This is a genomic window from Allorhodopirellula heiligendammensis (assembly GCF_007860105.1).
Lineage (GTDB): Bacteria > Planctomycetota > Planctomycetia > Pirellulales > Pirellulaceae > Rhodopirellula > Rhodopirellula heiligendammensis.
Genome location: NZ_SJPU01000002.1, coordinates 1,222,830 through 1,249,329 on the forward strand (window position 1 = coordinate 1,222,830; position 26,500 = coordinate 1,249,329).

The 26,500-nt window shown below is 57.8% G+C and carries 20 protein-coding genes; 5 read left to right on the forward strand and 15 right to left on the reverse strand.

The features are described 5' to 3' along the window. Position 1 precedes the first annotated feature (1 nt). Entirely contained in the window at positions 2-754 is a 753-nt protein-coding gene (locus Poly21_RS14970; RefSeq protein WP_302119007.1) for an LON peptidase substrate-binding domain-containing protein, read from the reverse strand. 201 nt (positions 755-955) lie between these two features. Here Poly21_RS14970 and Poly21_RS14975 point away from each other — a divergent pair, with 201 nt between their 5' ends. Then, the gene (locus Poly21_RS14975; RefSeq protein ID WP_146407760.1) at positions 956-1,540 is read left to right on the forward strand and encodes a dCTP deaminase; all 585 of its coding nucleotides are present in this window, start codon (positions 956-958) and stop codon (positions 1,538-1,540) included. Between the two features lie 32 nt (positions 1,541-1,572). Here the strand turns inward: Poly21_RS14975 and Poly21_RS14980 are convergent, their stop codons facing one another. The 3 genes from Poly21_RS14980 to Poly21_RS14990 are packed head-to-tail and all read right to left on the reverse strand — an operon-like array spanning position 1,573 to position 5,240. After that, entirely contained in the window at positions 1,573-3,810 is a 2,238-nt protein-coding gene (locus Poly21_RS14980; RefSeq protein WP_146407761.1) for a hypothetical protein, read from the reverse strand. Next, positions 3,807-4,766: an ABC transporter ATP-binding protein gene (locus tag Poly21_RS14985; RefSeq protein ID WP_146407762.1), complete on the reverse strand. Its 960-nt coding sequence runs from the start codon at positions 4,764-4,766 to the stop codon at positions 3,807-3,809. Before Poly21_RS14985 ends, Poly21_RS14980 begins: the two co-directional genes overlap by 4 nt. A gap of 60 nt (positions 4,767-4,826) precedes the next feature. Beyond that, positions 4,827-5,240, reverse strand: a complete 414-nt coding sequence (locus tag Poly21_RS14990) for a GntR family transcriptional regulator (protein WP_146407763.1) — start codon at positions 5,238-5,240, stop codon at positions 4,827-4,829. Between the two features lie 249 nt (positions 5,241-5,489). Here Poly21_RS14990 and acs point away from each other — a divergent pair, with 249 nt between their 5' ends. Then, entirely contained in the window at positions 5,490-7,460 is a 1,971-nt protein-coding gene (acs, locus tag Poly21_RS14995; protein ID WP_146408717.1) for an acetate--CoA ligase, read from the forward strand. A 128-nt stretch (positions 7,461-7,588) separates the two neighbouring features. Then, complete coding sequence (locus tag Poly21_RS15000) at positions 7,589-8,506, forward strand: EamA family transporter (protein WP_146407764.1); 918 nt, start codon at positions 7,589-7,591, stop codon at positions 8,504-8,506. A gap of 101 nt (positions 8,507-8,607) precedes the next feature. On the opposite strand, the gene Poly21_RS15005 is transcribed toward Poly21_RS15000, so the two are convergent. The 8 genes from Poly21_RS15005 to Poly21_RS15040 all read right to left on the reverse strand — a co-directional run bounded on the left by Poly21_RS15005 (position 8,608) and on the right by Poly21_RS15040 (position 17,445). Continuing rightward, positions 8,608-9,588, reverse strand: a complete 981-nt coding sequence (locus Poly21_RS15005; protein ID WP_146407765.1) for an SDR family NAD(P)-dependent oxidoreductase — start codon at positions 9,586-9,588, stop codon at positions 8,608-8,610. 133 nt (positions 9,589-9,721) lie between these two features. After that, complete coding sequence (locus Poly21_RS15010) at positions 9,722-11,158, reverse strand: hypothetical protein (RefSeq protein WP_146407766.1); 1,437 nt, start codon at positions 11,156-11,158, stop codon at positions 9,722-9,724. After that, positions 11,155-11,358, reverse strand: a complete 204-nt coding sequence (locus Poly21_RS15015; RefSeq protein ID WP_146407767.1) for a hypothetical protein — start codon at positions 11,356-11,358, stop codon at positions 11,155-11,157. Before Poly21_RS15015 ends, Poly21_RS15010 begins: the two co-directional genes overlap by 4 nt. Before the next feature lie 225 nt (positions 11,359-11,583). Next, positions 11,584-12,660, reverse strand: coding sequence for a sigma-70 family RNA polymerase sigma factor (locus tag Poly21_RS15020; protein WP_146407768.1), 1,077 nt, complete (start codon positions 12,658-12,660; stop codon positions 11,584-11,586). 466 nt (positions 12,661-13,126) lie between these two features. Beyond that, a complete protein-coding gene (locus tag Poly21_RS15025; protein ID WP_146407769.1) occupies positions 13,127-13,921 on the reverse strand; it encodes an inositol monophosphatase family protein in 795 nt (264 codons plus the stop codon). A gap of 5 nt (positions 13,922-13,926) precedes the next feature. Continuing rightward, positions 13,927-15,048 carry a serine/threonine-protein kinase gene (locus Poly21_RS15030; protein WP_146407770.1) on the reverse strand — a complete coding sequence of 374 codons (1,122 nt, stop codon included), beginning with the start codon at positions 15,046-15,048 and terminating at the stop codon, positions 13,927-13,929. Positions 15,049-15,208: 160 nt separating this feature from the next. Next, on the reverse strand, positions 15,209-16,249 hold the full coding sequence (locus Poly21_RS15035; RefSeq protein ID WP_367302562.1) for an RluA family pseudouridine synthase: 1,041 nt from the start codon (positions 16,247-16,249) through the stop codon (positions 15,209-15,211). A 62-nt stretch (positions 16,250-16,311) separates the two neighbouring features. Then, entirely contained in the window at positions 16,312-17,445 is a 1,134-nt protein-coding gene (locus tag Poly21_RS15040; protein WP_146407771.1) for a tetratricopeptide repeat protein, read from the reverse strand. A gap of 358 nt (positions 17,446-17,803) precedes the next feature. Here Poly21_RS15040 and Poly21_RS15045 point away from each other — a divergent pair, with 358 nt between their 5' ends. Beyond that, positions 17,804-18,580 (forward strand): NRDE family protein, encoded by a 777-nt coding sequence (locus tag Poly21_RS15045; protein ID WP_146407772.1) that lies wholly within the window; start codon positions 17,804-17,806, stop codon positions 18,578-18,580. Between the two features lie 1,119 nt (positions 18,581-19,699). Continuing rightward, positions 19,700-20,809 carry a DUF1559 domain-containing protein gene (locus Poly21_RS15050; protein ID WP_146407773.1) on the forward strand — a complete coding sequence of 370 codons (1,110 nt, stop codon included), beginning with the start codon at positions 19,700-19,702 and terminating at the stop codon, positions 20,807-20,809. A 172-nt stretch (positions 20,810-20,981) separates the two neighbouring features. On the opposite strand, the gene Poly21_RS15055 is transcribed toward Poly21_RS15050, so the two are convergent. The 3 genes from Poly21_RS15055 to yajC form a co-directional block, all read right to left on the reverse strand. Further along, positions 20,982-22,412, reverse strand: coding sequence for an oxidoreductase (locus tag Poly21_RS15055; RefSeq protein ID WP_146407774.1), 1,431 nt, complete (start codon positions 22,410-22,412; stop codon positions 20,982-20,984). Continuing rightward, on the reverse strand, positions 22,409-25,699 hold the full coding sequence (secD, locus tag Poly21_RS15060; protein WP_302119781.1) for a protein translocase subunit SecD: 3,291 nt from the start codon (positions 25,697-25,699) through the stop codon (positions 22,409-22,411). Before secD ends, Poly21_RS15055 begins: the two co-directional genes overlap by 4 nt. 125 nt (positions 25,700-25,824) lie before the next feature. After that, entirely contained in the window at positions 25,825-26,421 is a 597-nt protein-coding gene (gene yajC, locus Poly21_RS15065) for a preprotein translocase subunit YajC (RefSeq protein ID WP_302119014.1), read from the reverse strand. Positions 26,422-26,500: the final 79 nt, after the last annotated feature.

The following is a 26,500-nucleotide window of genomic DNA, read 5'->3' on the forward strand; positions in this document are numbered from 1 at the left end:
CTCAATTGGCGCTGAAGGGAGGTGGGAAAGAATTGCGATCGGGGCGGTGGGAGGATTCTTCCTGAAGGTCGATCTTCTGTTCACTCACGCTGACCGACTGCAGGTCAATGTCGCTGTGGTTGAGCAGTTCGATCAAATATTCGGCTCGACCATCGACGTCACTCATCTCCAGCAACTGGAGTTTGTCTGCGAGTGGAAACGGCATCATGTAGGCAATGATATCAGTGATCGGACCCACACCCATCTGTCCCGCCATCAGATCGTGCAACATCTGGTGTGAACCGACCTTGGGTGGAATGATCTTGCCAAACGCGGTCAACAGTCGTCGTTTCAATTCACTGCGTTTGCTCGTCGCCGCAGGCATGTAAAAGTCATCGATCAGGTCCACCTGCGCCGTCCGAAACGACTGAGTCGTTTCCATTTCCCGACGAATCCTCGCCCGACGTACGCCGACCAGCAGGACATTGTGCCGATCATCGTCGAGTTCCGCATGCGACACGATTTTTCCAACACAAACGATCGGTGAGACGCGCGGGGGAGATTCCGCCGGAGTCGTGTGCTGGTCAATCAGTGTCGCCATGGTGATCAGCTGGTCGGTCGCCAGTGACTCCCGCAGCATCTCAACATAGCGTGGCTCGAAGACGTGCAGTGGCTGCATCGCGTGGGGGAACATCACCAAGCCCGGTAGCGGAAATAGACGCACGTCGCCATCAAAATCGTCCGGTAGCTCGGTCGCATCAGAAAACGGATTCACGGCGAATTCCCATTCGAGCCAGCCCTCACCCGAGCCGTATTTTGAAGAAAACCGAACATGCAATCTCTTATTGAGGTGATCTGCATCCACCAAATATAACGAATTCTGCTCGGTGCGGCCCCGACGGCCACATGCAAACGGGTTAAATTACATGTTGTGCGCCGATTTCAGCCAATCACCTGCTGCCAGTAAACCCCACGCATGATTTTATCCAGCCAAGAAATCGTTGCTCGGATGGGCAAGGATCTATCCATCGCCCCCTTCGACCCTGAGCGGCTCAACGCCAATAGTTACAACCTTTCGCTCTATCACGAATTACTCGTGTATGAAGAAGTGGTGCTCGATGCGGCCAGCCCGAACCGATTCCGCCGCATCGAGATTCCAGCGGAGGGATTGAATTTGCATCCCGGTGTCCTCTATCTCGGTCGTACCATTGAGCACACACAGACGTATAACCTGGTACCCATGCTACACTCCCGCTCGTCGCTGGGCCGGTTGGGATTGATTCTCAATCCCGGCGGTTCATTGGGCCAGGCGGGCTACTGCGGAACCTGGACCCTGGAGTTGCACTGCATTCAACCGGTGCGAATCTATCCAGGGATGCAGGTCTGTCAGATTTCATATCAAGAGCTCTCCGGTCAATTCGAAGCGTGCGAGCACGATAAGTATCAAAACAGCACCGATATCCAGCCCAGCCTGTTGCACCGCGAGTTGGGCTACGACGATCGGGACACCCAGCTCGAGCTCGAGCTCAACTTTGACGAGGCGATCGAGGCGGCCCGGTGAGCGCATCCGCCCAGTTTTAACGGGCGACACGATCAGAAACCGCGTCGTTTGAGTTCTTCCTCAATATCGGATTTGTATTTGGGGCCGTAGCCAACGTCGAAGTCGATGGGCGTGTTGGAGTGACTGTAGAGCCGCGGATCGGCGGACCAAGTGTGGGGATCAGAAACCTCTGGCATTGGCGTATCCAGCAAGGAGTGAACCGCCCAGTCGACGTTGCGATCGGCACGTATTTTTTCGAGGCGAGGGAACCAGTATCCGACATCGACCGACTCGCCTGCCAACCATTTGGAACCCCGGCGGGATTGGTACAGACGCCACTCCATCGCTAGGGCAACACGCCAGGATTCCTCGCGGAGATCTTCCGACGCCATCGCGTTGAGTGCGTCACGAATGGGTGCTGCTGCTTCTGAGGGGACCGGATGAACATCGCTCATTACAAGGTTATACAACTGGCTGATGGCGACCTGTTCGTCGCTTCCTGCATACTTCAGTAAATTCGCCGGATTCATTTCGCCCTTGAGCAACGCGAGCCGCGCTGCTTTCGCCCACTCCAGCATCCGCTGCGCCGATCGAGCCGCATCAACCATGCCCTGCGTATCGTAGCGATGTGAAACTAACGCTCGTTCGGTTTGTTGCCGAAGCAGATTTGCTCGGTCAACCAACCCGCCCTCCACTTTGATCGGCAACGGGTGAGTTGCCAACCAAGGTTTTAGATACTGTGCGACGGTTGGTTCACGATTGGGACTAATCTCGCCAAATGCTTTCGGCATGGGTTGAGCGAGCATCGTGGTACGCCACTGAGGCAAGGGCTCCGGCATCATGCTGTACCGAGCTGTGAAAAAGGTCACGGGGACCAGCAGGATTCCGAGCAACACAAAACCGGCAACCCGGAGCTGAGTCATCCAGCCTTGGGTGTGCTTTAACCAAACGTCCATCAGTCGCCACGATGCGATTAGCAGTGGTAAGGCAGCGACCGCGACATAGCCGAAGTATTGCCCGTACGGCTCGAAGAGAGCCGTGGTCGCTAAGAGAATTCCGACCAGCAACGCCGGGCTGATCAGAAACGCCAAGGCACTGCGAGTCATCCACATTGACGATAACACCCCACACGCAAATCCCAGGATGCAGAAGCCTGAAATCGATCGATCCTCATTCGTCACCATGAACACGCCAAAGGTGGCTAACGTCACGGCCAGGATCGGTAACACCAATCGTGAGCACCACACTTCACGCGTCGGAAAGCCGCGGTCAGCAAAGAAAAAATGTCGTCGCGAGATGGAGTCGGAGTAGAAGCCCAGACATCCCATCCACGTGCATGTCAGCGTCAGCATCGCTGCGGTGGCGAAGTTCGCAAAACTATCCGATACCGATGGCGAGTTCCAAGTCTGGGTCGAAATCCGAAGGATGCAGAAGCCAGCAATGATCGACAATCCCATCAGCGGTCGTGATTGTTGTCGCCATGCCTGCCATAGCAATGCTCGCCACGTTCCCGGTCGCGAAGCTGCACTGAGCAGCACCGTGGACGTGTACGGTTGAGTTCGCCGCGAAGGGCGCCTCGATGGCGGATTCAAGTCCCTGGTTGATCGGTGAAAAGCCAGACGCCAGCACGCTGGTAGAAACTGGGCTGCCACGAGGGCGACCACGTACGCCACGATCGTCATGATACGCATCGCTCCCCACAGACCACTGGGGTCGGGATAGACGCTCAGCAGCCTGCCCATGGCGTCGACTGCAGTCATCAAACCGATCATCGTCGGAAGCACGAGGATCAGACTGAGGATCGGAGACTGGCACGAGTATGCCAGGAAAAAGCCTGCAAACAACAGCTGGAAGCTGAAGAAGGCGAGAGCGAGTATTCCATCACCCGTTAGCATCGGCTCGACAGTGATCGGCAGTTGCGCGTCCCACATCGAGACGGTCATCCATAGCAGCAACGAGCTCAATAGCCACGAGAGGATCACTGCTGCAACCGCGACGAGGCTCTTCGAGACCACTATGAGCGGCCACGGTAACGGTAGCGTTCGGAGCCAGCCCAGCGTCCCAGATTCCTCTTCGCTACCGACGAGCATCGGCGGGGCGCCAATGGCCATCAGATTCGGCATCAGGATCCAGAGTGGCACGGCTAGATTGACGTTGGACTGTTCGCCAAACATCAGGATCAAGGCCCACAGAAGTAGTTGGAACGTTAGCGTTCCTGCCAAAATGACGGCTACCAACGACGCGATCGACCGCGCGTCTTTCCACACCAAGTGACGCAGTGCCACGTTCATGATGCCGCCTCCATTGAGCCGGTCTCGGCGTGATCGTTTGCGATCACGGGTCGCGTCGCTCGATCGTCGCAGACCGCTATGAAAATCTCTTCCAACGTGGCACGCTCAGCGGACAACTTGGTCGCACCGCTGGACGGTGGGTAGTCGTCCTGCCAGTCATCAGGCAAGCCTCTGACGATCCAGCGAATCTGGCGACCCGTCTGCGTCTCCGTCAGCACGTCGCCACGCGGAACGGGCACGACACTACCGACCGAATCCACGGTCGCCGTAACGATCCGCACGTTGGTTTTCAGTTCCTCCAGCGGCGCGACGACTTTTAGCTGGCCGTGATGGAGAATCGCGACCCAGTCAGCGACCCGCTCGACTTCATTGATCTGATGACTCGACAGCAGGACGGTCCTGCCCACGGCGGCTCGATCGACCATTGATTCCAGAAACTGACGCCGCACCATCGGGTCCAGGCCACTGGTGGGTTCATCGAGGATCAGAAGCTCGGGATCGTGTCCGATCGCCAACGCCAATGCCACCTTCGCCCGCTGGCCTTTACTCAGATCTTTGATCTTGGTAGCCGCAGGGACGTTCAACTCCGTTAGCAGCGTTTGGTAGCGAGTTAAAAATCCGTCGGCGTAGAAGGCGGAGGTGAACCAGCCAATCTCAGAGGGCGTCATCCAGTCGTAGAGTGCTGGCGTATCGGACACGTATCCGATCGAGCGGCGAATCTTCATCGATTCGATTTCACAGTCGTGACCGAGTACCGAGGCGTGACCATAGTCCGCTGATACGAAGCCCGTGAGGATTTTAATTAATGTTGATTTGCCCGCACCGTTCTCGCCCAGCAGCGCAAAGACGACACCCTTCGGGACATGGAGACTGACGTCGTGTAGAGCCACGGTCTGTTTGAAACGCTTGTGGACACTCTTCAACGAGAGAGCCGATTCCGGGGAGAACGTGTTCATGATGGCGATCCCTGTGTTGGTGATGAGAAGGTGAACTGAGTAAGGCAGGATTCCAGCAAGTTAATTCGGGGGCGACAGGCTAGAGGCCTGTTCGGCTTGGGACTGCCGCTGCAGTTCCTGTTCAAAGAGTGTCCGCAACTCATCGGGCGACATTCCGCCGGAGAGCGCGTCGGTGAGCAGTCGCTCCAACGCACCGGCCACCAACGTGTTGCGTGCTTTCGTGCAGCGATCGAGTGCATCTCGCCGCACCGCCAACCCTCGTCCACGGACGACCTCGAGCACCTGGTCGGCTTGCAATTGCTGATAGGCACGCTGGATCGTGTTGGGGTTGATCGCCAACTCACTGGCCAAGTGCCGCACGCTCGGCACCATCTGGCCGCCGTTGAGCACGCCATCGGCAACCGCCAGTTTGACCTGGCGGATCAGCTGCTCGTAGATCGGGACCCCGTTGGCACTGTCAATGGAAAAAAACATCGCTTGCAAAACCCCCATAAGTGGTGTGTTGCTGGTATGGTACACCCGATCTGCGGCACGGTCAATCACTTTTTTTGTGTCGCGTCCACTTATTGAGATTCACGATTTCCCTGCCACATCCCTGTCGTGCGGGAAACCTGTCCCACGTCCCTAGTGGCGTAAATTGGGCTGCTCTCGCACGCTATCGGCTGGCTGTGTTAAACTACGCGCCCCCACATGTTTTCCTCCCCTCAGCCTACCTGCCTGCCGATGACTTCCCATTCTGCCGACACTTCTCAAAGCGGCTCGATCGATCACGTTCTTCACGAACGCCGTCTATTTCCGCCATCTGCCGAGTTCACGAAAAACGCCCGAATCTCAAGTGTGCAGCAGTACGAAGACATGGTCGCCGCGGCGCGGGATACGCGGGATGATTTTTGGCGGAAAGAGGCGCTGGAGCACCTGCATTGGTTCGAGCCGTTTGGTGACGTTTGCCAATGGGAGGCGCCCCACGCGAAGTGGTTTGTCGGTGGTAAAACCAACGCGTGCTACAACTGTGTAGATGCCCACGTCGCGGCCGGTCGCGGTGACAAGCTCGCGATCATCTGGGAGGGCGAACCCGGCGATCAGCGGAAGCTTACGTACCGCGATCTCCAGATCGAAGTGGCTAAGTGCGCCGAGGCGTTCGCGCAACTCGGCGTAGGCCAGGGTGACGTCGTCAGCATCTACATGCCGATGACTCCGGAGTTGGCCATCGCGATGCTCGCCTGTGCCCGGATCGGTGCGATTCACTCGGTCATCTTCGCTGGCTTCAGTGCCGAGTCGATCGCCGATCGAAACAATGACGCGTCCGCGAAATTGATGATCACTTCTGATGGGCTGTATCGACGCGGCAAGGTTCTGCCACTGAAAGAGACCGTAGACGAAGCCCTCGCCAAGTCGACGAGCGTGGAGAAGTGCTTGGTGCTCCGCCGTACCGGCGGTGAGGTGCCGATGACCGAGGGGCGTGACGTGTGGTGGCATGATGTTGTCGACACGCAGCCCGGCGAACTCGCCGCCGTGCCGCTCGATAGCGAAACACCGCTGTTCATTCTGTACACCTCCGGCAGTACAGGCAAACCCAAGGGGATTCTGCATACCACGGCGGGCTACAATCTGTGGGCCCGGCGGACGTTCGAGTGGGTGTTTGACTACCGCGACGACGACATCTATTGGTGCACGGCGGATTGTGGCTGGATCACGGGGCACTCTTACATTGTGTACGGGCCGATGACCGCGGGCGCGACCTGCATGATGTATGAAGGCGCCCCCAACCATCCGGCCGAAGATCGGTTTTGGGATCTTGTCGAGCGGCACAAGGTCACCGTTCTGTACACAGCTCCCACCGCGGTCCGCGCCTTCATCAAATGGGGCGACGAGCATGTCGATAAACACGATTTGTCGAGCCTGCGGCTGTTGGGGAGCGTCGGCGAGGGCATCAATCCCGAAGCTTGGATGTGGTACCACAGCAAGATCGGTGGAGGGCGGTGTCCCATTGTCGACACATGGTGGCAGACCGAAACGGGCGGCATCATGATGAGCCCACTGCCGGGCATCACCCCGACCAAACCCGGGTCATGCACGAAGCCACTGCCGGGCGTGATTCCGAATATCGTGGACGAGCTCGGGAACGAAGTCGATAGTGAGCATGGCGGGAAGCTCTGTATTTCCGAGCCCTGGCCCGGCATGCTCCGTGGTATCTGGGGAGATCCTGAACGATTTGTCGAGCAGTACTTCAGTGACGTGCCCGGTCAGTATCTGACGGGCGATAATGCACGCTGCGACCGCGACGGTTATTACTGGATCATGGGCCGGATCGATGATGTGATCAACGTTTCCGGCCATCGCCTGAGCACGATCGAAGTCGAGAGTGCATTGGTGTCGCACCCCCATGTGTGCGAGGCCGCTGTGGTAGGCCGGCCTGATGACCTCAAGGGCCAAGCGATCGCTGCCTTTATCACCACGACGGGACGCGATACCGACGACGAGTTCTTGAAGGAACTCAAAATGCACGTGCGTAAACAGATCGGTGCTTTGGCGCAGCCAGATGATATCCGTGTGACCGCCGCGCTGCCAAAAACTCGTAGCGGCAAGATCATGCGTCGTCTGCTCCGTGATGTCGCTGCGGGCCGTGAATTGGTCGGCGATACGTCGACACTGGAAGATTTAGCCTCGATCTCGCAATTGCAGGAATCGGAGTGATTGCGATTTAGTTGCCGCGGCGTAGGATTGGGGCAGCTGCCCCGTCCGAGATCCGCTTGCTCGGCTGGGCCACTCCTCCCAACTACGCACACCCGCCGAGCGTTGTCAGAATTGAATAGTCCGCAGCCATGACATGGATGGGGTTGACGCTGATTTCTGCGTCGCTGCTGGGGTTCTACGACGTCGCCAAGAAGGTTGCCGTCCGCGGCAACGCGGTGCCGATCGTATTACTGTTGAGTGTATGCGTCGGTGCAGCGATCTGGTCGGCCCTGCTGAGCCTGCAATGGATGGTGCCCCAGGCGGACTGGCCGAGTTGGCTGCGTGTCGACACGATTGACGGTTGGGGACACGTGGCTCTCGCGGCGAAATCGGTACTCGTCGGTGCCTCGTGGACGCTCGCGTTTCACGCCTTGAAAGAACTCCCGCTCTCGATTGCCGCGCCGATTCGATCGACGAGCCCGCTATGGACATTGTTCATCGCGATCACCTTTCTCGGCGAACGACCGGCGCCGATGCAGTGGCTGGGCATCGCGATGGTGCTCGGATCATTTTGGGCTCTGTCCGTCGTGGGCGCGCAGGAGGGGATTCGCTTTCGCAGTGATCGCGCCGTGTGGTGGATGATCGCAGCCACGATTTTGGGCGCGTTCAGTTCGGTGTACGACAAAATCCTGTTACAGGAGTTTGCGTATTCTCCGGCAACGGTACAGGCGTGGTTCACCATCTATCTCGTACCCGTGATGCTGCCCATGGCAATCCGTTGGTATCGCGAACGAGACAGTGGCGGCCCGAAGGCGAAGGTCAGGTTTCAGTTTCGGCCATCAATTTTATTGATCAGCCCTCTGCTGTTAGCGGCCGACTTGGCTTACTTCACGGCCTTGTCCGACCCCCACGCACTCCTGTCGGTAATCTCGCCGCTACGGCGTGGCAGTGTGATCGTGACACTGATCGCGGGCAGTCGCATGCGTGGGGAGCTGAACCTGCGGCGTAAAATCGTATGCGTGCTCGGGATCTTAGCCGGCGTGGTTCTGCTGATGCTTGGTGAGTAGGCGTGTCTCTCCGAGGCACGCACCGGAGTCTCGCACGCCGTCGGGTCAGACAATCAAACAAATAACGGGTGAACCGAGTCTCGGAGAGACTCGGCTACTGATTAGGGGAGAAGTAGTTGACTGGACCAGGGGTGGTTGTCGCGATACCAAGCGACGGAGGCATCGATACCTTCGGCGAGTTCAACCTTAGGTGTCCAGCCGAGTAGATCGCGGGCCTTGCTGATATCGGCGGACGTGATTTTGATGTCGGCCTTGTGGAAGGTCTTATTCTCAATCTTCGCTTTTTTGCCCAATCGTGCTTCGAGCATCTCGATGATGGTGTTGAGCGAAACGGGGGTTCCTCCTCCACCGAGATTAACGACTTCATAACCGACAGGTTGGAGGGCGGCGATCGTCCCAGACGCGATGTCGGACACGTACGTGAAATCGCGTGATTGCTCACCGTCACCAAACAACTCAATCGGAGTGCCTTCGTCGATCCACTTGATGAACCGGAAAATACACATGTCGGGTCGCCCAGCAGGACCGTAAACGGTGAAGTAACGACAGACCGAAACGTCGATATCGTAAAGGTGATGGTAGGCATAAGCCATCGCCTCAGCAGCCTTTTTGCTAGCGGCGTAGGGCGAAATCGGCGTGTTGACGGGCAGTGTTTCGACAAACGGCATGGGTTGGCCGGCGTACAGCGACGAGGTCGAGGCGAGCACGTACTTCTTGACCCCGTGTCGCTGCATCTGATCAAGGAGATTCAGGCTACCCATCGCGTTGGTCGTCATGTAGACATGGGGGTTCTCCATGCTGTACCGCACCCCCGCGCGGGCCGCGAGATTCAATACTCCGTCGAATTGGTGCCGCTCAAAGATACCCTGCAGCGTCGAGTTATCTTCGATGTCCCCGCGGATGAATTCGAATTGCTCGGGGCCGTGGCTCTGCAACCGTTCCAGCCGATGTTCCTTCAATCGTACATCGTAGTAATCGTTGACATTATCGATGCCGACAACTTGGTGTCCCCCCGCAATGAGCTGCGAGGCCACTTCATTGGCGATAAATCCAGCGCAACCGGTGACAAGATAGGTGGACATGGTGCGGTGCAATTGAAAAGGGGATTGATTGGAGCGAAATAGTATATCGGGCGGATTTGTCAACAACAGGCGTCTGGGGAGGGATCCGCGTGCAGGGCAAACGCAGCCACGTGGTCAAACGCATCTCGCCGGGTTAGTTCAGTTGTTGTTTGCGAAGTTGCTCATCATAGTCACGAACAATGGCGTCGTAGTTTTGCTGAATGCGGTCGGCAACGTCAATTCCAGCTTGGGCGTCCCGAATGACCGCGAACACATTGGACAGAGTGCTTGCGTTCGTGGCCGTTTCGCTCAGCAAGACTTGCCCGTTTTCACCCCGACCGGTGTCGGCTTGTAAGAGAGCCATGGCGCCTGCGTCGAGACGAAGTTGTCGAACGAGCTTGTCGACGAGACTTGGGGCGACAAGGCTTGCCGCTGAGGCGGGCAGCCCACGCAGCGCATCATGAACGTCCCGCTGGGATGAGACGAAGAATACGCGAGTATGGCGGAACTGTGGCGAAGCTAAAACCGGTATGGCTTGCATCCAGGACTGCAGCCAAGCCGCGCGATCGGGCGGATTGTCCGGTGGAGCGGCCACGAGCAGGTAATCGTTCCCCTGCCAGAGTGCTCCCTGCTGGCGTGAAATGGCCGTCGCCAGTGGCCGCAGCGATACGCTCCGCCCAATCAGCTCCGAAGGTGGCGGTGGTGGCAGCGGGACGAATGCCCGAACGAGTTTCGGTTGGCGGGGCGGAAGCGGGAACGTTGATGCTGGGGCCGCTGACGGGGGCTGGAAGGTAGCCGATTGCAACTCGAGGCGGAGGGTCCAATGGCTGCGATCGATTCCTGCGCCGCTCACCCCGAAATCTGGGAGAGGCAGTTCGACGCGGCGAATCAGACTTGTATTGGCATCGATCCAAAAGACGAATCGCTCGGACCGAGACGTGACCGAAATCCGCTGTAACTCAGTATTATCAATGGAAGCTGGACGAAGCCACTCAAACTCCGTTTCGGCAGTGAAGAGCTTTTGCATGGGATGATCGGCGAGCAGCCATTCCAACTGTGGGGGCGGGCCCGCAAGGCCGGCGGACAGGCGAGCGCGGAGCACCTCATCGTCGAGTACCCGAGGTAGAGGCAATCGATCGGTTACCGGCGATCGCCACGCGTGCTGGAGGACCTGCCCGTCGAAGTGCGAACTCTGAGGTTCATCGAACCACGCGGTCATATCAATATGTTCGACATCATGATCGGTGCGGTCGGGATGGGCCAACACGCGGATCCTCGCCGTGTACGCCTCGACGGCAAGTTCATGCGGGTCGAAATGAACACTCAGCGGTGCGGTCTCGACTTCATTGGACTGGAAGGCGTTTGCCCCCGGAGCCTGCAGAATCACCTTGCCATTGTCGTCGTAGTACGACGCCACCTGATAGCGGCGAAAGACATCTCGCAGCCGGATTTCCGCATCGACATTGGGCGGTGGCACGGCGGTGTCCGAGGGCGATGTGACTTCCGTCGGTCGACACCCTGCCACGACGCACAGGGCCAGTGCGATCGGGAGCAAGCATAATTGCGGCATGCTCCGAAGTGATAGCGTCATGAGTCGTCGCCATCCTTTCCCATCCGCAGCGATTCCAACCGAACCGGTTTGCACAGTAGCCGCTTTTCATGTGCGGCGCGACCGCACTTGCGGCAGATCAAAGTGGCGTGAGCGACCTGCTCGGCCAACAGCGGAAGAGCGTTTTCGAGCGTGTTCCGGTCCCACTTGCAGATCGCTTTTTTAGGCAGTTTTGCAGACATGCGGTGGAGGTCGCGGGGACTGGAGAGTTTGGAGGTGGATGGTGTCCCTCAGGTTATACACCAATCAACGCGCGAACCATCCCGGCATTTTGGCATCGTTTTCGTCGCAACCACGATTCGGATGCCTGGTGATGCAGGTATCAAAGGGGACAACGAGGGTGGTTGCCAGCGTGCGCTTGCGGAGTGTAGCCGCCCGGGGCAAGCGAGGAATTATCTGGATTCGCACTAGCGTTCCAGTTCGGCGAGATCATTGGTGCGTGCCATCAACCTCAATTTGTCCATCGCCCGTCGCTCGAGTTGACGGACGCGTTCTTTGGATACCCCCAGCCGATTGGCGAGAGATTGCAAGGTATGCACCCGGCGATGGGAACCAAGCGAGAACCGTGAGCGAATGATAAATTTTTCACGGCGATCCAGGTTGCCCAGCATCCCGCCGAGCCGACTGCGCAGTTCATGCCACCGCTTTTCGCTGATGGCCGAACATCGGTCTTCATTGCTGATGTTCAGTTCCATGTCCTGCGCGCCGCCGATCATCCGCTCGCGTTCCTGCTGCAGCAGCACGACGGTGCGGTACGCATTTCGACGCACGACCTGAGTCGCATAGGTGCTGAATCGGAATCCACGTTCGAAGTCAAACTTTTCGACGCTGCGAATCAGCGCGATGATCCCATCGCTCAATAGCTCATCGAACGAATGGTTCGGGGTGACAAACTTCTTGACAATGGAAAAGACCAGACGCAGATTGGCCTCGAGAATCCGATCGCGGTGCCACTGAGCGAGTGCCAAGTAGAGGTCGATCAATTCAAGACGCGACCGCGAGGGACGTTCCGGATTGAGGATGGTGCGGTGTATCGCTGCCTGCTGACGCAGGTAGTTCATCCTTTCAAACAGCTGCTCCTCTTGGTCCGGTTCTAGTAACGCGGCTTCGCAAAGGCGCCCCAGGTGGATTGGTAGTTCGCTGCCGGTGGGGCGACCTTGAGCACTCCCGGGTGCCGAATGTCGATCGGCGAGGCCGAGGGGCAGAGCGAAGATTCGCTTCCCTTCGCGCAGCGAACGGAAGCGTTCGCTGCCCATGAAGTTAATCTCATGCCGCAACCGCCACTTGGTGCGTGCACGCACTTGCTCAATGTCGAGGGATTCCGTCTGCTGAAGTTGGTGTCGGATCTCGGCCAGGGGCTGGGCGAGTTCGTCGCAACGGAGCCATGAAGGATGGCGGGTGGGGAACGAGGACGCTGTCACATTCTCCAGCAGCGGTGCTGCCGGGGCCGACGGGCGGGATCGGGGATTCGTCATTGCACTCATGCGGATGCCTGGCTCCGTGTGGGAAGTGAGATATCGTTGGGCGTTGACGAACCGCTATCATCGAAGCAGTCGTGGGTCGCGTTGCGGTCCGTCGGGCATGCAGGGTCACAGCGCGGGTTGGGATGTCAGATCGAAATCCAAGCTTCCCCGCGCGTGGCGTGCGTGCTTGCTTGCCCCAGCACGAAGCGATTACGGTGCCATTTCCATCCGACGAGCTGGTGGGCGGGCGTCACCAGCCAAGGGCATTGCGACGCGGCCTCCTCTGCGGTGGGTTGCGGTTCCCTAGTAGGGTTCCACGGGAGTCTTCTGGTCCCGTGTGAAGGTGGGCCTCATGCCAGAGATGCTCGGAATAATCCGGCAGGGAGGGCGGGAGCAACCGCGTGCCATGAAGAAACTTGCAGCATTACTGCAAATGGTTTCCGGTAAACGGCCCGCGCAGCCGCGTTGGCTACTCGTCCTGTGGTGCTCAGCGAAGTTGTTCGGTGAGTGCAGTGTGGAGTGCGGGATTGGCGGAGACGGCGAATTTCGGCGCCCAGTCATCGAACGCCCCGCCATCGTAACCAGTCAGCACGGCACCCGCCTCGCGGGCAATCACCGTCCCGGCGGCGGAGTCCCAAGCAGAGACATTGGTGGCCCAATAGGCGTCGAGCCTACCGTCGGCGACATAACACATGTTCAAGGCGCAGGACCCTAGGCGGCGGAGCGACTGGCAGCGTTCGAGCACCCGCAGAAACCGGTCAATCTCCGGTGAATCGCGTGTTACTCCGGCGCGAAAACTGCATGCCACCAGACTCTGATCAAGCGTCGAGGTATCGCTGGTTTTCATCAACCGATCGTTACAGCGGGCGCCCTGGCCATCGATCGCGGTGAAGCAATCCTGGCTGATGGGATCGTAGATCACACCCAGTCTCATTTTCCCACGCGCGTAGAGGCCGATCGATACGGCGAATCCCTGTAAGCCATGAACATAGTTGACTGTGCCATCGAGGGGGTCGACGACCCAGCAGGGAGCCGCGTCGAGGTCGCCAGCCCGGGTGTCGGCAGGTGGCTCATTTTCACCTTCCTCCTCGCCGACAAACGAATAGCTCGGGTAAGAGCTCTCCAGGATCGCCCGAATTGCGTTTTGCGCAGCTAGATCAGCATCGGTGACGAGATCTTTGGGTGCCTTCTCGCTCACCACGCGATTCTGGTATCGCGACATCAGCTCCTCTGCAGCAGCACGGGCGGCGGCGAGTGCGACGTGCAGGTGATCGTTATCCATGAAAATCAGTCGTTTTCGAGATGCCGTAGTTCTTCGAGCCAAAGACGGATGTCGTTGTCGTACTCAGTCGACATGTTACTGAGGATCAACTGGCGATGGAACGCCGCAGCACCACCCTGCTCGACATGCTCGGCCACCTCGGCACTGAGAAACCTCAGGCTGGGGTCAGGAGCAATCAGGCCACGCAGGAAATTCATCAGCAACTGATTGCGGAGGACTTCCTCGGGAAGGATGCGATCGAGATTCTTGGGCAGCTCCCATTTCGCTTTCAGGAATTCAGCCAAGCTGGTCATGCCCGAGCATGGGTTGACCCCAGCGAGCAGCTCGATCAGGACATAGCCCAGGCTCGCTAAGTCACTGCGAGGGGTTGCCGGCCGATTCTCAAGCACTTCTGGGGCGGCATAGATGGGTGTGCATTCCCGGTCATTGGGAGGGTTGCGGTAATCGATCGAGGATCCCATGTCGATTAATTTCGCATGCCCGCTACGTTTGAGCATGATATTGGCGGGTTTGACGTCCCCATGAACAATACCTTCCCGGTGCAGTGCGGCCAACGCTGCCAAACACTCACGGACAATCGCTACCGCGACACCTGCCTTGAATCGCGATTGCTCGACACCCTCGGTCATGATCACGTCGTTTATGTATCGCCAGCGTTTGGGGTGGACGTAGTCACGAAGCAGCTCGAGGCAGGGAGGCATCACCAATTGTCGCAAGTCGTAGCCATCGATCCATTCCATCAGCATGACACGGATGCGGTCTCGCTCGAAAAAGTTTTGCACATCGAGCAAATTATCGTGCTGAATCATTGCCACCCGAGCGGCGATCGATGCCACACGCTGCATCGCTTCATCGTAGGCGCGAGCGTCCTGGAAGCGTTCGGGGGAAAAGATTTTCATCGCCACAGGGACGGTGAAACCATCCGTACCGCGATACTCTGTTAGATAGACTTCTCCCTGGCCGCCGCGACCGAGCATCCGCAGCAAGCGATAGTGCCCCGTCCACGAAACTTTGCGATCGCGAGTGAGTTCGTCATAGCGATTGACCAGCTTCGGGTCGCTCGTCTGAGATTGAGCGCCGAGATAGGTGATCGTGGGCGTGGGTTCGAAACGCGTGGTCGCTGGCATGGCTATGGGCCGATTGTGGCGGCTTCCTTGTCACCTTGATTCGCTATTCCCTAGAAAGAGATACAGATGCAAATGCGTCGAAAGGGTTCGCAATCCGCCATGGTCTTTCTGTTTTCGCAGTGAAGTATAGTCCAACTCGCTCGTCAGTACGAACGGAGGTTCAGCTGAGTAACTCGATTACTCGCCGTAAATCAGCTGGGAGGGGGGCAGTGAAGGTCATCTCGGATTGCGTCTGTGGGTTGAATAGAGTGAGTTGATGAGCGTGCAACGCTTGACGGTCGAGGATGATCTCGTCTGGATCGGCGGTAGTGGAGCCCTCCAACGCGTCTGGTGGCTGATCGGCGGCCAGTGGCTGTCCTGCGGCGCGTGCCAAGGCTGAGCGGGTCAGCACCGCGTGACCGGCATACAGCCGATCGCAGAGAATCGGGCAGCCAATATGAGCTAAGTGCACGCGAATTTGGTGTGTCCGGCCCGTTTTGGGTGACACCTTGACCTGCGTGACGCGCCCGTGTCGAGTCATTACTTCATAGAACGTGGACGCGGGCTTGCTGGACTCATGATTCTCGCGAATCGCCTGCTTGTCCCGCTGATAGGGGTGTCGGCCAATCGGCGCATGGATCCAGTCACGATCCCGATCGAGCCGACCGGCGGTGATGGCGAAATAGGTTTTGGTGACCTTGCGGTCGTGCCACTGCGCCGCCAAATGCAGGTGGACGGCGTTGTTTTTTGCCACCGCAATGACGCCGCTGGTGTCGCGATCGAGCCGATGCACAATTCCGGGACGGGTGGGCCCGCCGACATCCGAAAGCGATTGAAACCGGAATGCCAAGGCGCTGGTGAGCGTGCCGGTCCAGTTCCCGCGGGCGGGATGGACCACCATTCCCGCGGGCTTGTTAATCACGACTAAGCCGTCGTCCTCGTAAAGAATGTCCAGCGGGATATTCTCGGGAACCGTATCGTCGCTGGCTGGCTCGGGGAGTCGGAAGCGGACCCGCTGTCCACTGCGGACTTTGAAGCTCGGTCGCACGACTCGGCCGTTGATCTCGCCACCGTCATCTTGCACAGCCAGGCGGATCTGAGAACGGCTAAACCCGTCGCAAACCTGCGTCAAAAAGAGGTCGATGCGCAATCCGTCGGCAGAATCAGGGACGACAAATTCCCGCACGACATGGTTGTCCGTCGCCAAGGGCTGATCGGGCATGCGACCGTGCGGCGACGTGGGGTCGCCGCCGGAGGATGCCTGCTCGGGGCCAGAGGGCTCGCTCAAGAGTTCTGCGGTGCTACCAGGTCGACCGCCTCGTCTGCTTCTTCCTCTGCTGAGCCGGTTTCATCGGCTGCAGCCGAATCGTCGGCAGCGGCGGGTTTGTCGGCGGGGTCTGCCGGGGGCTCGTCGGTAGCGGGCTCGTCTGCGGGAGAGTCATCCGCAGCGGGGGTGCTGGTTTCGTCGGCCATGGGCTCCGCAGCAGGCGTGTCGCCGGACTCGTTACCGGCGGGTGCCTCCAGGGTGGGCTGTTCCTCCGCAGGCTGCTCGCTGGCCGCTTCTTCCTCAGCGGGTTCGTCAGCCGGCTCAGCTGCGTTGGCGTCTTGTTCCGGTGCCTCAGCTTTTTCGCTTTCTACTTGCGCGGCACTCTCGGTTTGGACAGCCGCCGCCTCATCCATGGCCTCTTCGGCAGCCTCTTCTGGACCGGGTTGGCTCGAGGTTTCAATTTCGGGGAAATCCAAATCAGGCAGGTCCGGGAGCATCTGGTCCGATGGCAGGGCGGGGGGCAGGCTCGGGTCAGCTGGCGTGAAATCTTGTGCGTCAAACCATGTCATGAAGGACTTGGCGGCGGGCTTGGAGAGCAATTTGATTCGCTGCTGAGCTTCAGTGATCATTTCGGCGGACTCACCCGCCTCCATCGTGGCTTCGTAGTGAGCGATGGCGTCATCGGTCTTGCCGAGCGATTCAGCGATCCGTGCTAGGCCGTAGTTGGCACGAGACTGGATAAGCGTTTCTTCGCTGAGCGCAAGAGCTTCCTCGTAGGCGGAGCTGGCTTCATTGAGCAGTTCCTCGGCTTCATCACGGCTGGTAAAGAGGGCGTTGATGCCCGCTCCCATCTTTTGGCTGCCTTGGTACAGTCGCGCCCAGGCCGCCATGGGCGTCTTAGGATAGGTGGCTGCCACGGTGGCCAGCGTTTCGCTGTCACCCCGAACCGAGCCCTCGATCAGTTGGTAGGTGGCATCGCTGCGGTGCTCCGCTTGCAGGCTCGAGTAAAAACCCCAACCAAGCAGTCCCACGAACGCCACGGCAACGCCGACGGCAATGGGTTTGGAATACGGTTCGATCTTCGTGTTAATGCGATCAATGGCCGAGGCTAATTCATTCTCCTGAAGTTCATGGCGTCGCTCGCTATTCATGGGGGGTCGGTCCAAGCCGTTAGAGAAAGATTCCATTGATGCATGCGCCCTCATAGCGCTGCGGTGCGGGCGAGAGTATAGAAACCTCGCCAGGGGAGCGTCAAGGTAATCACGGCCACGCCTGGAGTGGGAAATGAATGAGATTCGAGCCCCCAATCGGCAAACTCTTCCATTTCCCACAATAAAACACTCGCAAACCACCCAATAGTGGGGTGTGTCGCCGATTGGCGCGTAGTTACATTGTGTCGCACGTGAATCACACCAGGCTCTCTTTCGCAGGATATCGATCTTCCGAGCGAGGGTGATCGCGTGCGTGAGACTGGAAATCACTGATCTTTGAAAGTTGGATGTCTCCCTGATGTGCTTACTAGCTGTTCAGTACCGTTTGGTCCCCGAAAGTCCAATTCTCGTCGCGGCCAATCGCGAGGAGTATGTTGATCGACCGAGTCAAACTCCGTCGATTCAGTCGGGTAAACCGCGTGTGCTCTGTGGAATCGATCAAAAAGGCGGCGGCACCTGGTTGGGTGTCAATCAAAATGGCCTGTTCGTCGGCTTGACCAACCGTGCGACCGCGACCCCCTTGTTTGGGCAGCGTTCGCGTGGCCAACTTGCGATGGACCTGCTGCGGTGCACTTCCTCTCGCAAGGCACTTGAAAAGGCCCATGCCGAGTTTGCAAAAAACCGCTATGAAGGCTGCAATATTATCATTGCGGACGCCAAGGCTGGTTATGCGATCCATGCTGACGAGCGACAAGAGGTCGTTGAGTTGCAGGAAGGACTGAACATCATCGGTGCCCGCAACCTGAACGACCCCGATGATCCGCGAGTGCAACTCGCTCGACGCCTGCTGACGTTGCAAACACTCGATTCGCCGGTCAAGTTTTTGGCGGTGGCCAGTAAGGTATTTGCCCGGGCGCCAGTCGGCCCAGGTCGGCCGAGTATGATCGTACGTAATGGCGACTATGCCACCGTATGCAGCACGTTGATTGCGTTGGGCGTCAAGCCCCGCGACGCGATCTACCAGTTCAGTAACGGTGCTCCCGATCAGAACAAGTACGAAGACTACTCGCCGATGCTGCGTGATATCCTCAGCCGTGGGCTGCGAGAGGCCCGTACCAAAGCCAAGGTGTCCTAAGGTATTTCGAGCGTCCCAGTTCAGTCTGCATTGACTGACTGCGCCCGAGTGCCGGTGACATCGCCAGGCAGCGGGGAAATCGAGGCCGATGTTTCGGCCTCGATCGAGGAGGGTTTTGTGACGCACGTCCAGAGCCGCGTCTGGGCCTGTTGAGAGCTCCGTCTCGCAGGCTTCTAGGAATCACGCTCCATCCCACCGCAGGATTCTAGATCGCCGTCCTGCGTTCACCGCCACGAGGGTAGGATTTCGAGTTAGTCGCTCGGCGTTACGTCGGGCGTTTCTATCGGATCGATAACTGCGCGCCAGGCATTTCTGCTGCTTCTGGCTTGAGCGCTCGGGCGGGAATGTTTCCTCGGCGTCGCGATTCTTTCGCGTGTGTCTCGTGGGGTCTTTCGGTCCGGGTGGTGAAAATGCCATCGACAGTTGTGGCAATGTGGGCAGTTTAGCAGTGGTATTTGCGCCCAGCTGCCTATTGCTAACCCGGCGCGTCAGCGAGGCAATCCCGTTCGTCCCTGGCTTCTATTTCAGGTTAGTCGTTTGTGCATTCGGGCAGCGAAGGCAGCGATTTCAACAGGCTAGTACGGTGTCGGCTTCGCTGAGCACACCATCGGTGTCGCCGAGTGGCATTCCCACAGCGCAGCCCGAGTGCAAATGCGGAGGTTCTCCGCAGGCAAGCGGGGAGCAGGAGTTTGCGGGCGGCGTCCCCCTCCGGCATCGGTGCATTTCAGCGTTAAGACTCGAAATTTCAAGAAAAATTAATTGACGGCTCCAGTAGAATCCCTTAACTTCACCTTATGACGACTACTATGGCATTTTTCTTGCCTACTTATCCCCCCCCATCTATTGGTTCGTGTTCATGCGATCAACCTGCTTACTAGTATGTTTGCTACTTGGTTTTGTTTCTCTTTCAACAGGTTGTGGGGCGTCCAATTCGCCAGCCACGATTAATGATGAGGGCGAACGGCCGCAGGACGCAAGCCTAGATCCGTCCTTCTACTCCGATGAAGCGAATGCGGATCCAAACGCTCCGGAGAAGAAGACGGCGAAGTGAATTGCCGATCAATTCTTTTCTAATTTCTGATCTTTCTATTCTGTTTTACACTGTATTTTGGTGGCCTTATGACTTGGTATCCGAGGAAGAAGCGTGATCGTGGTTTCACGCTCGTTGAGTTGCTGGTGGTGATTGCGATCATCGGCGTGTTGGTGGGATTGCTGTTGCCAGCGGTCCAGGCGGCTCGAGAGGCAGCTCGGCGAATGAGCTGTAGCAATAATTTCAAGCAATTGGGGCTAGGTCTCCATAACTATCATTCCAGTTACAACACCCTGCCCGCAGGCTGGGACGGCACCAGCGCGAACGGTCGCCGCGTCAACCAAGTATTGGTGGGAACGCTGCCATTTCTGGAGCAGCAAGCACTGTGGCAGCAAATCGCCAATCCATTGCTCGATAATGGAGTTACCTATCCTCCATTTGGAACTGGCCCGGGAACGGACAACCCCGCGTACCCGCCGTGGCGCGCGAATGTGCAAATGTTTCGTTGTCCCAGCGATCCAGAACTCCCCGTGACAGGGTCTGGATACACCAACTATGGTAAATCCTACGGTGACGGAATCCGCAGTACGGGGCGTCCGAAGGATGGAAGTTGGGGTGACCGTGGTGGTCAACGGGGTATGTTCTGTACCTACCGCCAAAATGGCTTTCGCGATGTGCTGGACGGTCTGAGCAACACCGTGATCATGGGTGAGATGTGTACGTATAACGGAAAACGCAGTGTTTTGAGCGGAATTGTACGTTTGCCAGAAGGAGATTGGGCGCACAGGGCGACGACACCAGCGACTTGCAAGGCTGGGAATCACATCGATCCTGAGCGACCGCAATTCTACACGACTGCAGCGGCGCTTTGGCCCCGCGGTCAGCGTTGGGCGGATGGTCACTTTCACGAAACAGCCGTTGGTACCGCCGGGCCACCCAACACGACTTCGTGCCTGCGTATGAACGATTCCTACGATGGGATGATGACTGTGACCAGCTATCACAGCGGTGGAGCACATGCCTTGATGGGTGATGGTGCCGTGAAGTTCATTACTGAGTCGATTGATACCGGTGACAGTAACTCACTGCCCGCGTCGATGAATGGTGCACCTTTCTTAGCTGCAGGGATTGAAAGTCCCTATGGCGTGTGGGGCGCAATGGGAACGATCGACTGCGGAGAAACCGTCTCAGTTCCGTAAGCGTCCAAAGATCGTCAGCAAGCGATTGCTGGTAGTAAATTCGGCAAGCGAAAATTCCTCCTGGTTGTCCAGGAGGAATTTTTTGTTTGCCAGCCAAGCGGGCGATACCTCACGGTGAGTGACCGCGACCGGGGCTTGCTCATCAGGCAGCGGTCCAATCGCTCTGCCGTCGCTAAGAATTAAGTTTCGCCTTGGCTGCTTTGAGCAGTTCTCGTTCGGGGCGTTTCTTGTAGAACGGATCGAGCGGGTAGCAACCGCTCACGATGCCTTTGCGAGGAGCTGTGGTGCAGTCACTGAAGGTACGGCAGACCTTCTTTCGCTGCCAATCCTCACCGGCAATCACATCGGCAGGCAATTCGGGGTACGACAGCACCATCCGGCCGAGCCCGATGGAATCAGCCATCTTTTGCTCGATAACCGCTTGGGCTACCTGTGGTAGGTAGTCTTGCAAATAGGTGTAGCCCGATCCGATGAAGATCATTTCAGGGTGTTGTCGCTTGAGCTCGGCAACCGCTGCGATCTGCCTGGCGACACCCGCCAGTGGATCTTCGGGCGGTTGATAGCCATCGCTCGGCGGAAAAAATGCGGGACGTTGGATGTGCGGATTGTAATAGGGGCTGCCGGCGGTCGTGCACACCATGCGAATGCCGATCTCCTGCATCAGCTTGATCAGCTGGGAGGGCTCCGCCAAATCGATGGCCGTCCCGTCGGGGGTGGCACCAAAGATTTTGGTGGTCTCGCTCTCCGGTTCTGGGATGCCGACTCGATCATCGCCTGGGCAGTACGGCATGAAATCGAAAACGCTCAGCCGTACTCCGATGTGCATATTCGTGGTGGCAGCATCGATACCAGCGACAACGTCACGCAAAAACCGCGTGCGATTGTCAAAACTGCCGCCGTACTTACCTGGTCGTTGAACGGCCGCCAGTAGTTCGTGGCCGAGATATCCATGGCAGTGCTTGACATCGACAAACGTGAATCCCGCCCGTTCGGCTGCTACTGCGGCAACAATAAAATCATCGACCAAGCGGCTGAGTTCGTCATCGGAAAGAATTGCAGAGTCGTCGGTGACACCCACGCGGCGATCGAGCACGCGATTGCGCTGGGGGACTCGGGGTTCTGGCTTCGTTTTCTCATTGGGACGTGCGTAACGCCCTGAATGTGTGAGTTGAATTCCCACCATCAAGTCATCGGTGGACTCAAATTGTTCCGCGTGAGTGTCAACGAGCAATTTTCTCAGGTCTGCGATCTCGCCGAGGTTGGCCTCGTTGATCATCAGTTGATTCGGATTGGCTCGTCCGTCCCGCCTCACAGCAACCGCTTCACCACCCCAGATCAGCTTGGCTCCGCTGAGGCCGAAGTTTTGCCAGCGCCGACGTGTTAATTCAGTCGGCTTGCCATCCTTCGTCCCGTCCCAGCCCTCCATCGGCAGGATACAAAATCGATTTCCGATTCGCTGCCCGTGGACCTGCAAAGGTTGGGCTAGCGGTGAATCAGGACCGTCGGCGACGTCGTCGGCGAACGGTATTTCGATGGCGGATTCTGATAAATGGCGTCGGAAAGCCTCGCTACTCTTAAGGCTGGCTACGCGTGGATAGCTCATGTCTTCGCAATCGCTTCCTTTTTGTCCTGGCGATTGACCAGGTACAGCAGCACAGGGCTGGCGATAAAGATGGAGCTATAGGTACCGACGAGCACACCGACGACGAGGGCGAACGCAAACGCATGAATGCCTTCCCCGCCCATCGCGTAGAGCAAGACGACCACGATCAGCGTTGTCAACGAGGTCAGCAACGTGCGGCTGAGGGTGTCATTGATGCTGGAGTTGACCATCTCCTTGGTCAGCCGTGGTGCTTTGCCCTTCGTTTCACGAATGCGGTCAAACACGACAATCGTATCGTTGAGCGAGTAGCCCACGATCGTAAGCAGTGCCGCGACCACTGTTAGTGAAATTTTAAACGGATCGATGAGCAGGAAGCCAAGGTAATTGGCCAGCCAGAAGCTGACGGCAATCGCGCCGAGTGTGATGATCACGTCGTGCAATAGGGCGACGACGGCGGCCACGCCGTAGACCACTCGTTGAAAGCGGAACCAGATGTAGCCGATGATGCACAACAGCGAAGCGAAGAGTGCTCCGAGAGCTCGACCGACCATGTCTCCCGCGACACGGGCACCAACACTGCTGCTGCTGATCCAGACGGGGTCACTGCCGAGGTTTTCCTCGAGTTGCTTCATAACTGCGATCGCCTTGTCTCCCGAGAGGGGCAATTGGACTCGCCAGTTGGCGTAGGGTAAGGCCGATCCATTGGACCATTCTTCGGTGTTTTCGCCGATGGGGTGCAGTCTCACGCCGCGTTCATTCAGCGGGACTTTGGCAGCCTTGGCAGCTTGGTTAAGCGCTTCCATCAGGCCGTCCTCATTGATCCCAGCATCCTTCGAGCTGCCTTCGATACCCAATGAAATATCGGAGGTGCTGTAAGCGTAGCCTCGCATTTCCACATCACGCATTTCCGGGCCTGTCGACGTGGCAGCAGCTTCGGCGGTATCGTCACCAGTGGTTTCGGCTGCGGGTTCGGCCGGCTCGGCAGTAGTCTGTGCGGTCGCTGCGGTATCGTCGGCCGACTCGTCGTCTGCTTGGAATGCCGTCAACATGACGCCATTGTCAACGCGTTGAAAACGCGATTGGTCAGCGGCGCTGGGTGTCGAGGCGGCGCCGGTGCTCTCGGCAGCAGGTTGATCTGCTTCACTAGGTGAGTCTGTGCCGAGGTCTGCTGGGGTGATATCGATTTTGTACGTCGACAGCCCCACGGTTTGATGCTTGGCAAAGCCTTCAACGATCGCTCGTTTGAGTAGATCGACATCGTCGACAGAGGAATCGACCTTGAAGACCGTGTTGTCTGTGGCACCTTCCATGCTGACACCGTTGACGGTGAACTGAATCTGCTCGTCTCCGTTGTCGGCAAAGGCTTCGGTCATGATTTGCCGGACCTCGTCGGTTTCGGTCGGGGCGTCCACGCGGAATTGCACCGAGGATCCACCTGCGAAGTCGATGTCAAGAATGCCGCGTCCACGTTCATAGAGAGCCAGGAACCCGGCCGTCACGAAGATCGCAGAAACGATCAGCATCACGCGGCCAATGCTCATGAAATTGATTTCGCCACCACCCGATATCGCTGCACGTAATGAGTTTACCGTGTCGGACATCGAGAGGGACAGCCAACCGCGTCGTTCGGCCAAATCGAAGATCGTTCGCGAAACATAAATCGCGGTGAACATCGAGAACACGATACCGAGAATCAACGTGACGGCGAATCCGCGAATCTGGTCCGTGCCGATTGCGTACAGCACGAATGCTGTGATCAGCGTGGTCAAGTTGGCGTCGACGATGGTGGTTGTCGCTCGCGCGAAACCATTGCGGATGGCCATCCTGTCCTTGGCGCCCTTCTTCAATTCTTCGCGAATACGCTCAAAAATCAACACGTTCGCGTCCACCGACATGCCGACGGTGAGCACCAAGCCAGCGAGTCCTGGCAGCGTCATGGGTTGGTTGATGAAGACCATCGTGGCCAGGATCAGCATCAGGTTCATCACCAATGCGATGCACGCCACGATGCCCGAAAAACGGTAGTAGAACAGGATGAAAATCAGCACCAATCCGAATGACAATTCGATGGCAAACACGCCTTTTTCGATGGTATCAGCACCGAGGGTGGCATCAATTTGGTTTTCGGCGATAGGTTGTTTGGTCACAGTGGTCGGCAGTTGACCGGCCTTCAGGATCTGCACGAGTCCATCAACTTCTTCGCGAGTGAAGTTACCGGTGATCCGGCCTTCCTTCGAAATCGCCTGCAAAATGTTGGGGGCGGACAACAGCGTGTCGTCGAGAATAATGCCCAGTTGTCGCTTGTGCGTGCCTTCGGGCGAGTTGTTCTGCGTCAGGGCGCGGAATCGACCCGAGCCCAGGTCCGTCAAGTTGAATGCGACCGCCGGGCCACCGTGCTCATCAAACGTACTTGCCGAATACGACAGGTCGCCGCCTTGGATGTCCAGCAACGGGTTGATGATCATCAGCACTTCGATTTCAGAAAAAGGCTGAGTCTGGAGCCATTTCGCGATCCTGACCTCTTCGGGCTCGTTGTCTGCGCCTGGCAAATTGCTAGGGATTTGGAGCATTTCGCCCGTATTCGGATTGCGAATGGTCATGCCGCGAGTGGACATTCGCATCGCGCGGACGCCATCGATCGTTTTCGATTCACGCCCCAGTTTGACCCAGCGTCCGTAGAGGCCATCGTCAATATCGCCGACTTGAACGGCGGTGGCGGCGACGGGGTCGTCCAGTTCGGATTGCTCAATCGCTTGGGAAATGATGGCCGCATGGTCGAGGTCGTTGGCCAAAATTGCGAACCGCAGTACCCCCGCTTCCTCGATCAGCTTTTTGATCCGGGCAACTTCGCGATCGTCGACAGCGGGGACGATGATTTCGATTTGCGATTCACCGTAGGGGCGAATGACGATTTCTTGCGTGCCCGACGGATTGATTCGCTGCGTGAGCGGCTCAACCAGGTCTTGGCTGGTGATGGGTGAGTTGTTTTCCTTCAGTTCGGCCTGCTTTTGCGGGTCGATCTCGTAGACCAGAATCGTACCGCCTTGGAGGTCAACACCGAGTCCGGGCATGCGGTTCCACAGCGTCACGCCGCTGCCGAGGATGGCAACCAAGATGAAACCAAATCGCGTGCCGTAGCCTGGCATTTTGAGCGACTTGGCCAGGCGACCGCCCACGACAAAGGGCAGGATGAGAACAGCCGCCGCGACGAGCAATGCCACCCACCTTTCGGTATTCATGCCTTGGGAGAATTCGCCCGCCACAGCGGAATCCGTTTGTGCGAACATTGCCGTGAGGCTGGCCGAGCAATCCCGCGCGCAAGCAATTGCGGAGGAAACGACACAGTCGAGGCGAGAGGAAAGAAGATCCATCGTGATTTTTCGAAAGACGGTGATTGAGAACGAGAAAACGGTTAGTCCGACGACTCCTCGCCGGACGCGTTTTTAGACGGGGATTCGCCACGGGAGTCTTTACCGGGCTTATTTTCGGTGCCGGGCTGGCCGTCTTTTCCGAGCGGTTTGCCTTTGGCGTGTTCGGTGATCGCCGCGATGGCCGATCGGTTGACTTTGACGCGGGTCGTTCCCGCCTCGTCGATTTTCAGTGTGATCACATCACTATCTGCGACCGCAGAGACGACGGTCCCGTGCAGTCCGCCAATGGTGACGACACGATCATTCTTCGTCAGTGACGCCAGCAGACTGGCTTCGTTTTGACGTTTTCGCTTTTCCGGTAGAAACCACGTCACATACCAGATCATCGCCAGCCCAGCGATCAGTGGAAGTGGCGAGGAAAAAAACGCTTCCCAAATATTTTGCGGCCCTGGAGTCTTCGCCCCACCTGATGCGGCGTCCTGAGCGAGCAGGATCGTCTGCGCAATTACCGTGTTCCACGATGGCAGCATCGCGATCCACTCCGAGACCATTCCCACGGGCGTGCCGAGTAGGAATTCGTTGGAGTTTTCGATAGAAAGGGTGTCCAAGGGTGGTAACAAAGCAGGGGATCCGGGCACCGGTGAGACGCAAAAATGGGTCGCGGTTGGGGCAAAAACCACAACAACAGGCGGGAAAGTCAATGCGGCATGATATGGA

What these genes read in the sequence shown, in the direction of transcription:
- Poly21_RS14975 (WP_146407760.1), top strand. Translation starts at nt 956, where the DNA reads ATGATTTTATCCAGCCAAGAAATCGTTGCTCGGATGGGCAAGGATCTA.
- Poly21_RS14980 (WP_146407761.1), bottom strand. Translation starts at nt 3,810, where the DNA reads ATGAACGTGGCACTGCGTCACTTGGTGTGGAAAGACGCGCGGTCGATC.
- Poly21_RS14985 (WP_146407762.1), bottom strand. Translation starts at nt 4,766, where the DNA reads ATGAACACGTTCTCCCCGGAATCGGCTCTCTCGTTGAAGAGTGTCCAC.
- Poly21_RS14990 (WP_146407763.1), bottom strand. Translation starts at nt 5,240, where the DNA reads ATGTTTTTTTCCATTGACAGTGCCAACGGGGTCCCGATCTACGAGCAG.
- acs (WP_146408717.1), top strand. Translation starts at nt 5,490, where the DNA reads ATGACTTCCCATTCTGCCGACACTTCTCAAAGCGGCTCGATCGATCAC.
- Poly21_RS15000 (WP_146407764.1), top strand. Translation starts at nt 7,589, where the DNA reads ATGACATGGATGGGGTTGACGCTGATTTCTGCGTCGCTGCTGGGGTTC.
- Poly21_RS15005 (WP_146407765.1), bottom strand. Translation starts at nt 9,588, where the DNA reads ATGTCCACCTATCTTGTCACCGGTTGCGCTGGATTTATCGCCAATGAA.
- Poly21_RS15010 (WP_146407766.1), bottom strand. Translation starts at nt 11,158, where the DNA reads ATGACGCTATCACTTCGGAGCATGCCGCAATTATGCTTGCTCCCGATC.
- Poly21_RS15015 (WP_146407767.1), bottom strand. Translation starts at nt 11,358, where the DNA reads ATGTCTGCAAAACTGCCTAAAAAAGCGATCTGCAAGTGGGACCGGAAC.
- Poly21_RS15020 (WP_146407768.1), bottom strand. Translation starts at nt 12,660, where the DNA reads ATGAGTGCAATGACGAATCCCCGATCCCGCCCGTCGGCCCCGGCAGCA.
- Poly21_RS15025 (WP_146407769.1), bottom strand. Translation starts at nt 13,921, where the DNA reads ATGGATAACGATCACCTGCACGTCGCACTCGCCGCCGCCCGTGCTGCT.
- Poly21_RS15030 (WP_146407770.1), bottom strand. Translation starts at nt 15,048, where the DNA reads ATGCCAGCGACCACGCGTTTCGAACCCACGCCCACGATCACCTATCTC.
- Poly21_RS15035 (WP_367302562.1), bottom strand. Translation starts at nt 16,249, where the DNA reads ATGCCCGATCAGCCCTTGGCGACGGACAACCATGTCGTGCGGGAATTT.
- Poly21_RS15040 (WP_146407771.1), bottom strand. Translation starts at nt 17,445, where the DNA reads ATGAATAGCGAGCGACGCCATGAACTTCAGGAGAATGAATTAGCCTCG.
- Poly21_RS15045 (WP_146407772.1), top strand. Translation starts at nt 17,804, where the DNA reads ATGTGCTTACTAGCTGTTCAGTACCGTTTGGTCCCCGAAAGTCCAATT.
- Poly21_RS15050 (WP_146407773.1), top strand. Translation starts at nt 19,700, where the DNA reads ATGACTTGGTATCCGAGGAAGAAGCGTGATCGTGGTTTCACGCTCGTT.
- Poly21_RS15055 (WP_146407774.1), bottom strand. Translation starts at nt 22,412, where the DNA reads ATGAGCTATCCACGCGTAGCCAGCCTTAAGAGTAGCGAGGCTTTCCGA.
- secD (WP_302119781.1), bottom strand. Translation starts at nt 25,699, where the DNA reads ATGTTCGCACAAACGGATTCCGCTGTGGCGGGCGAATTCTCCCAAGGC.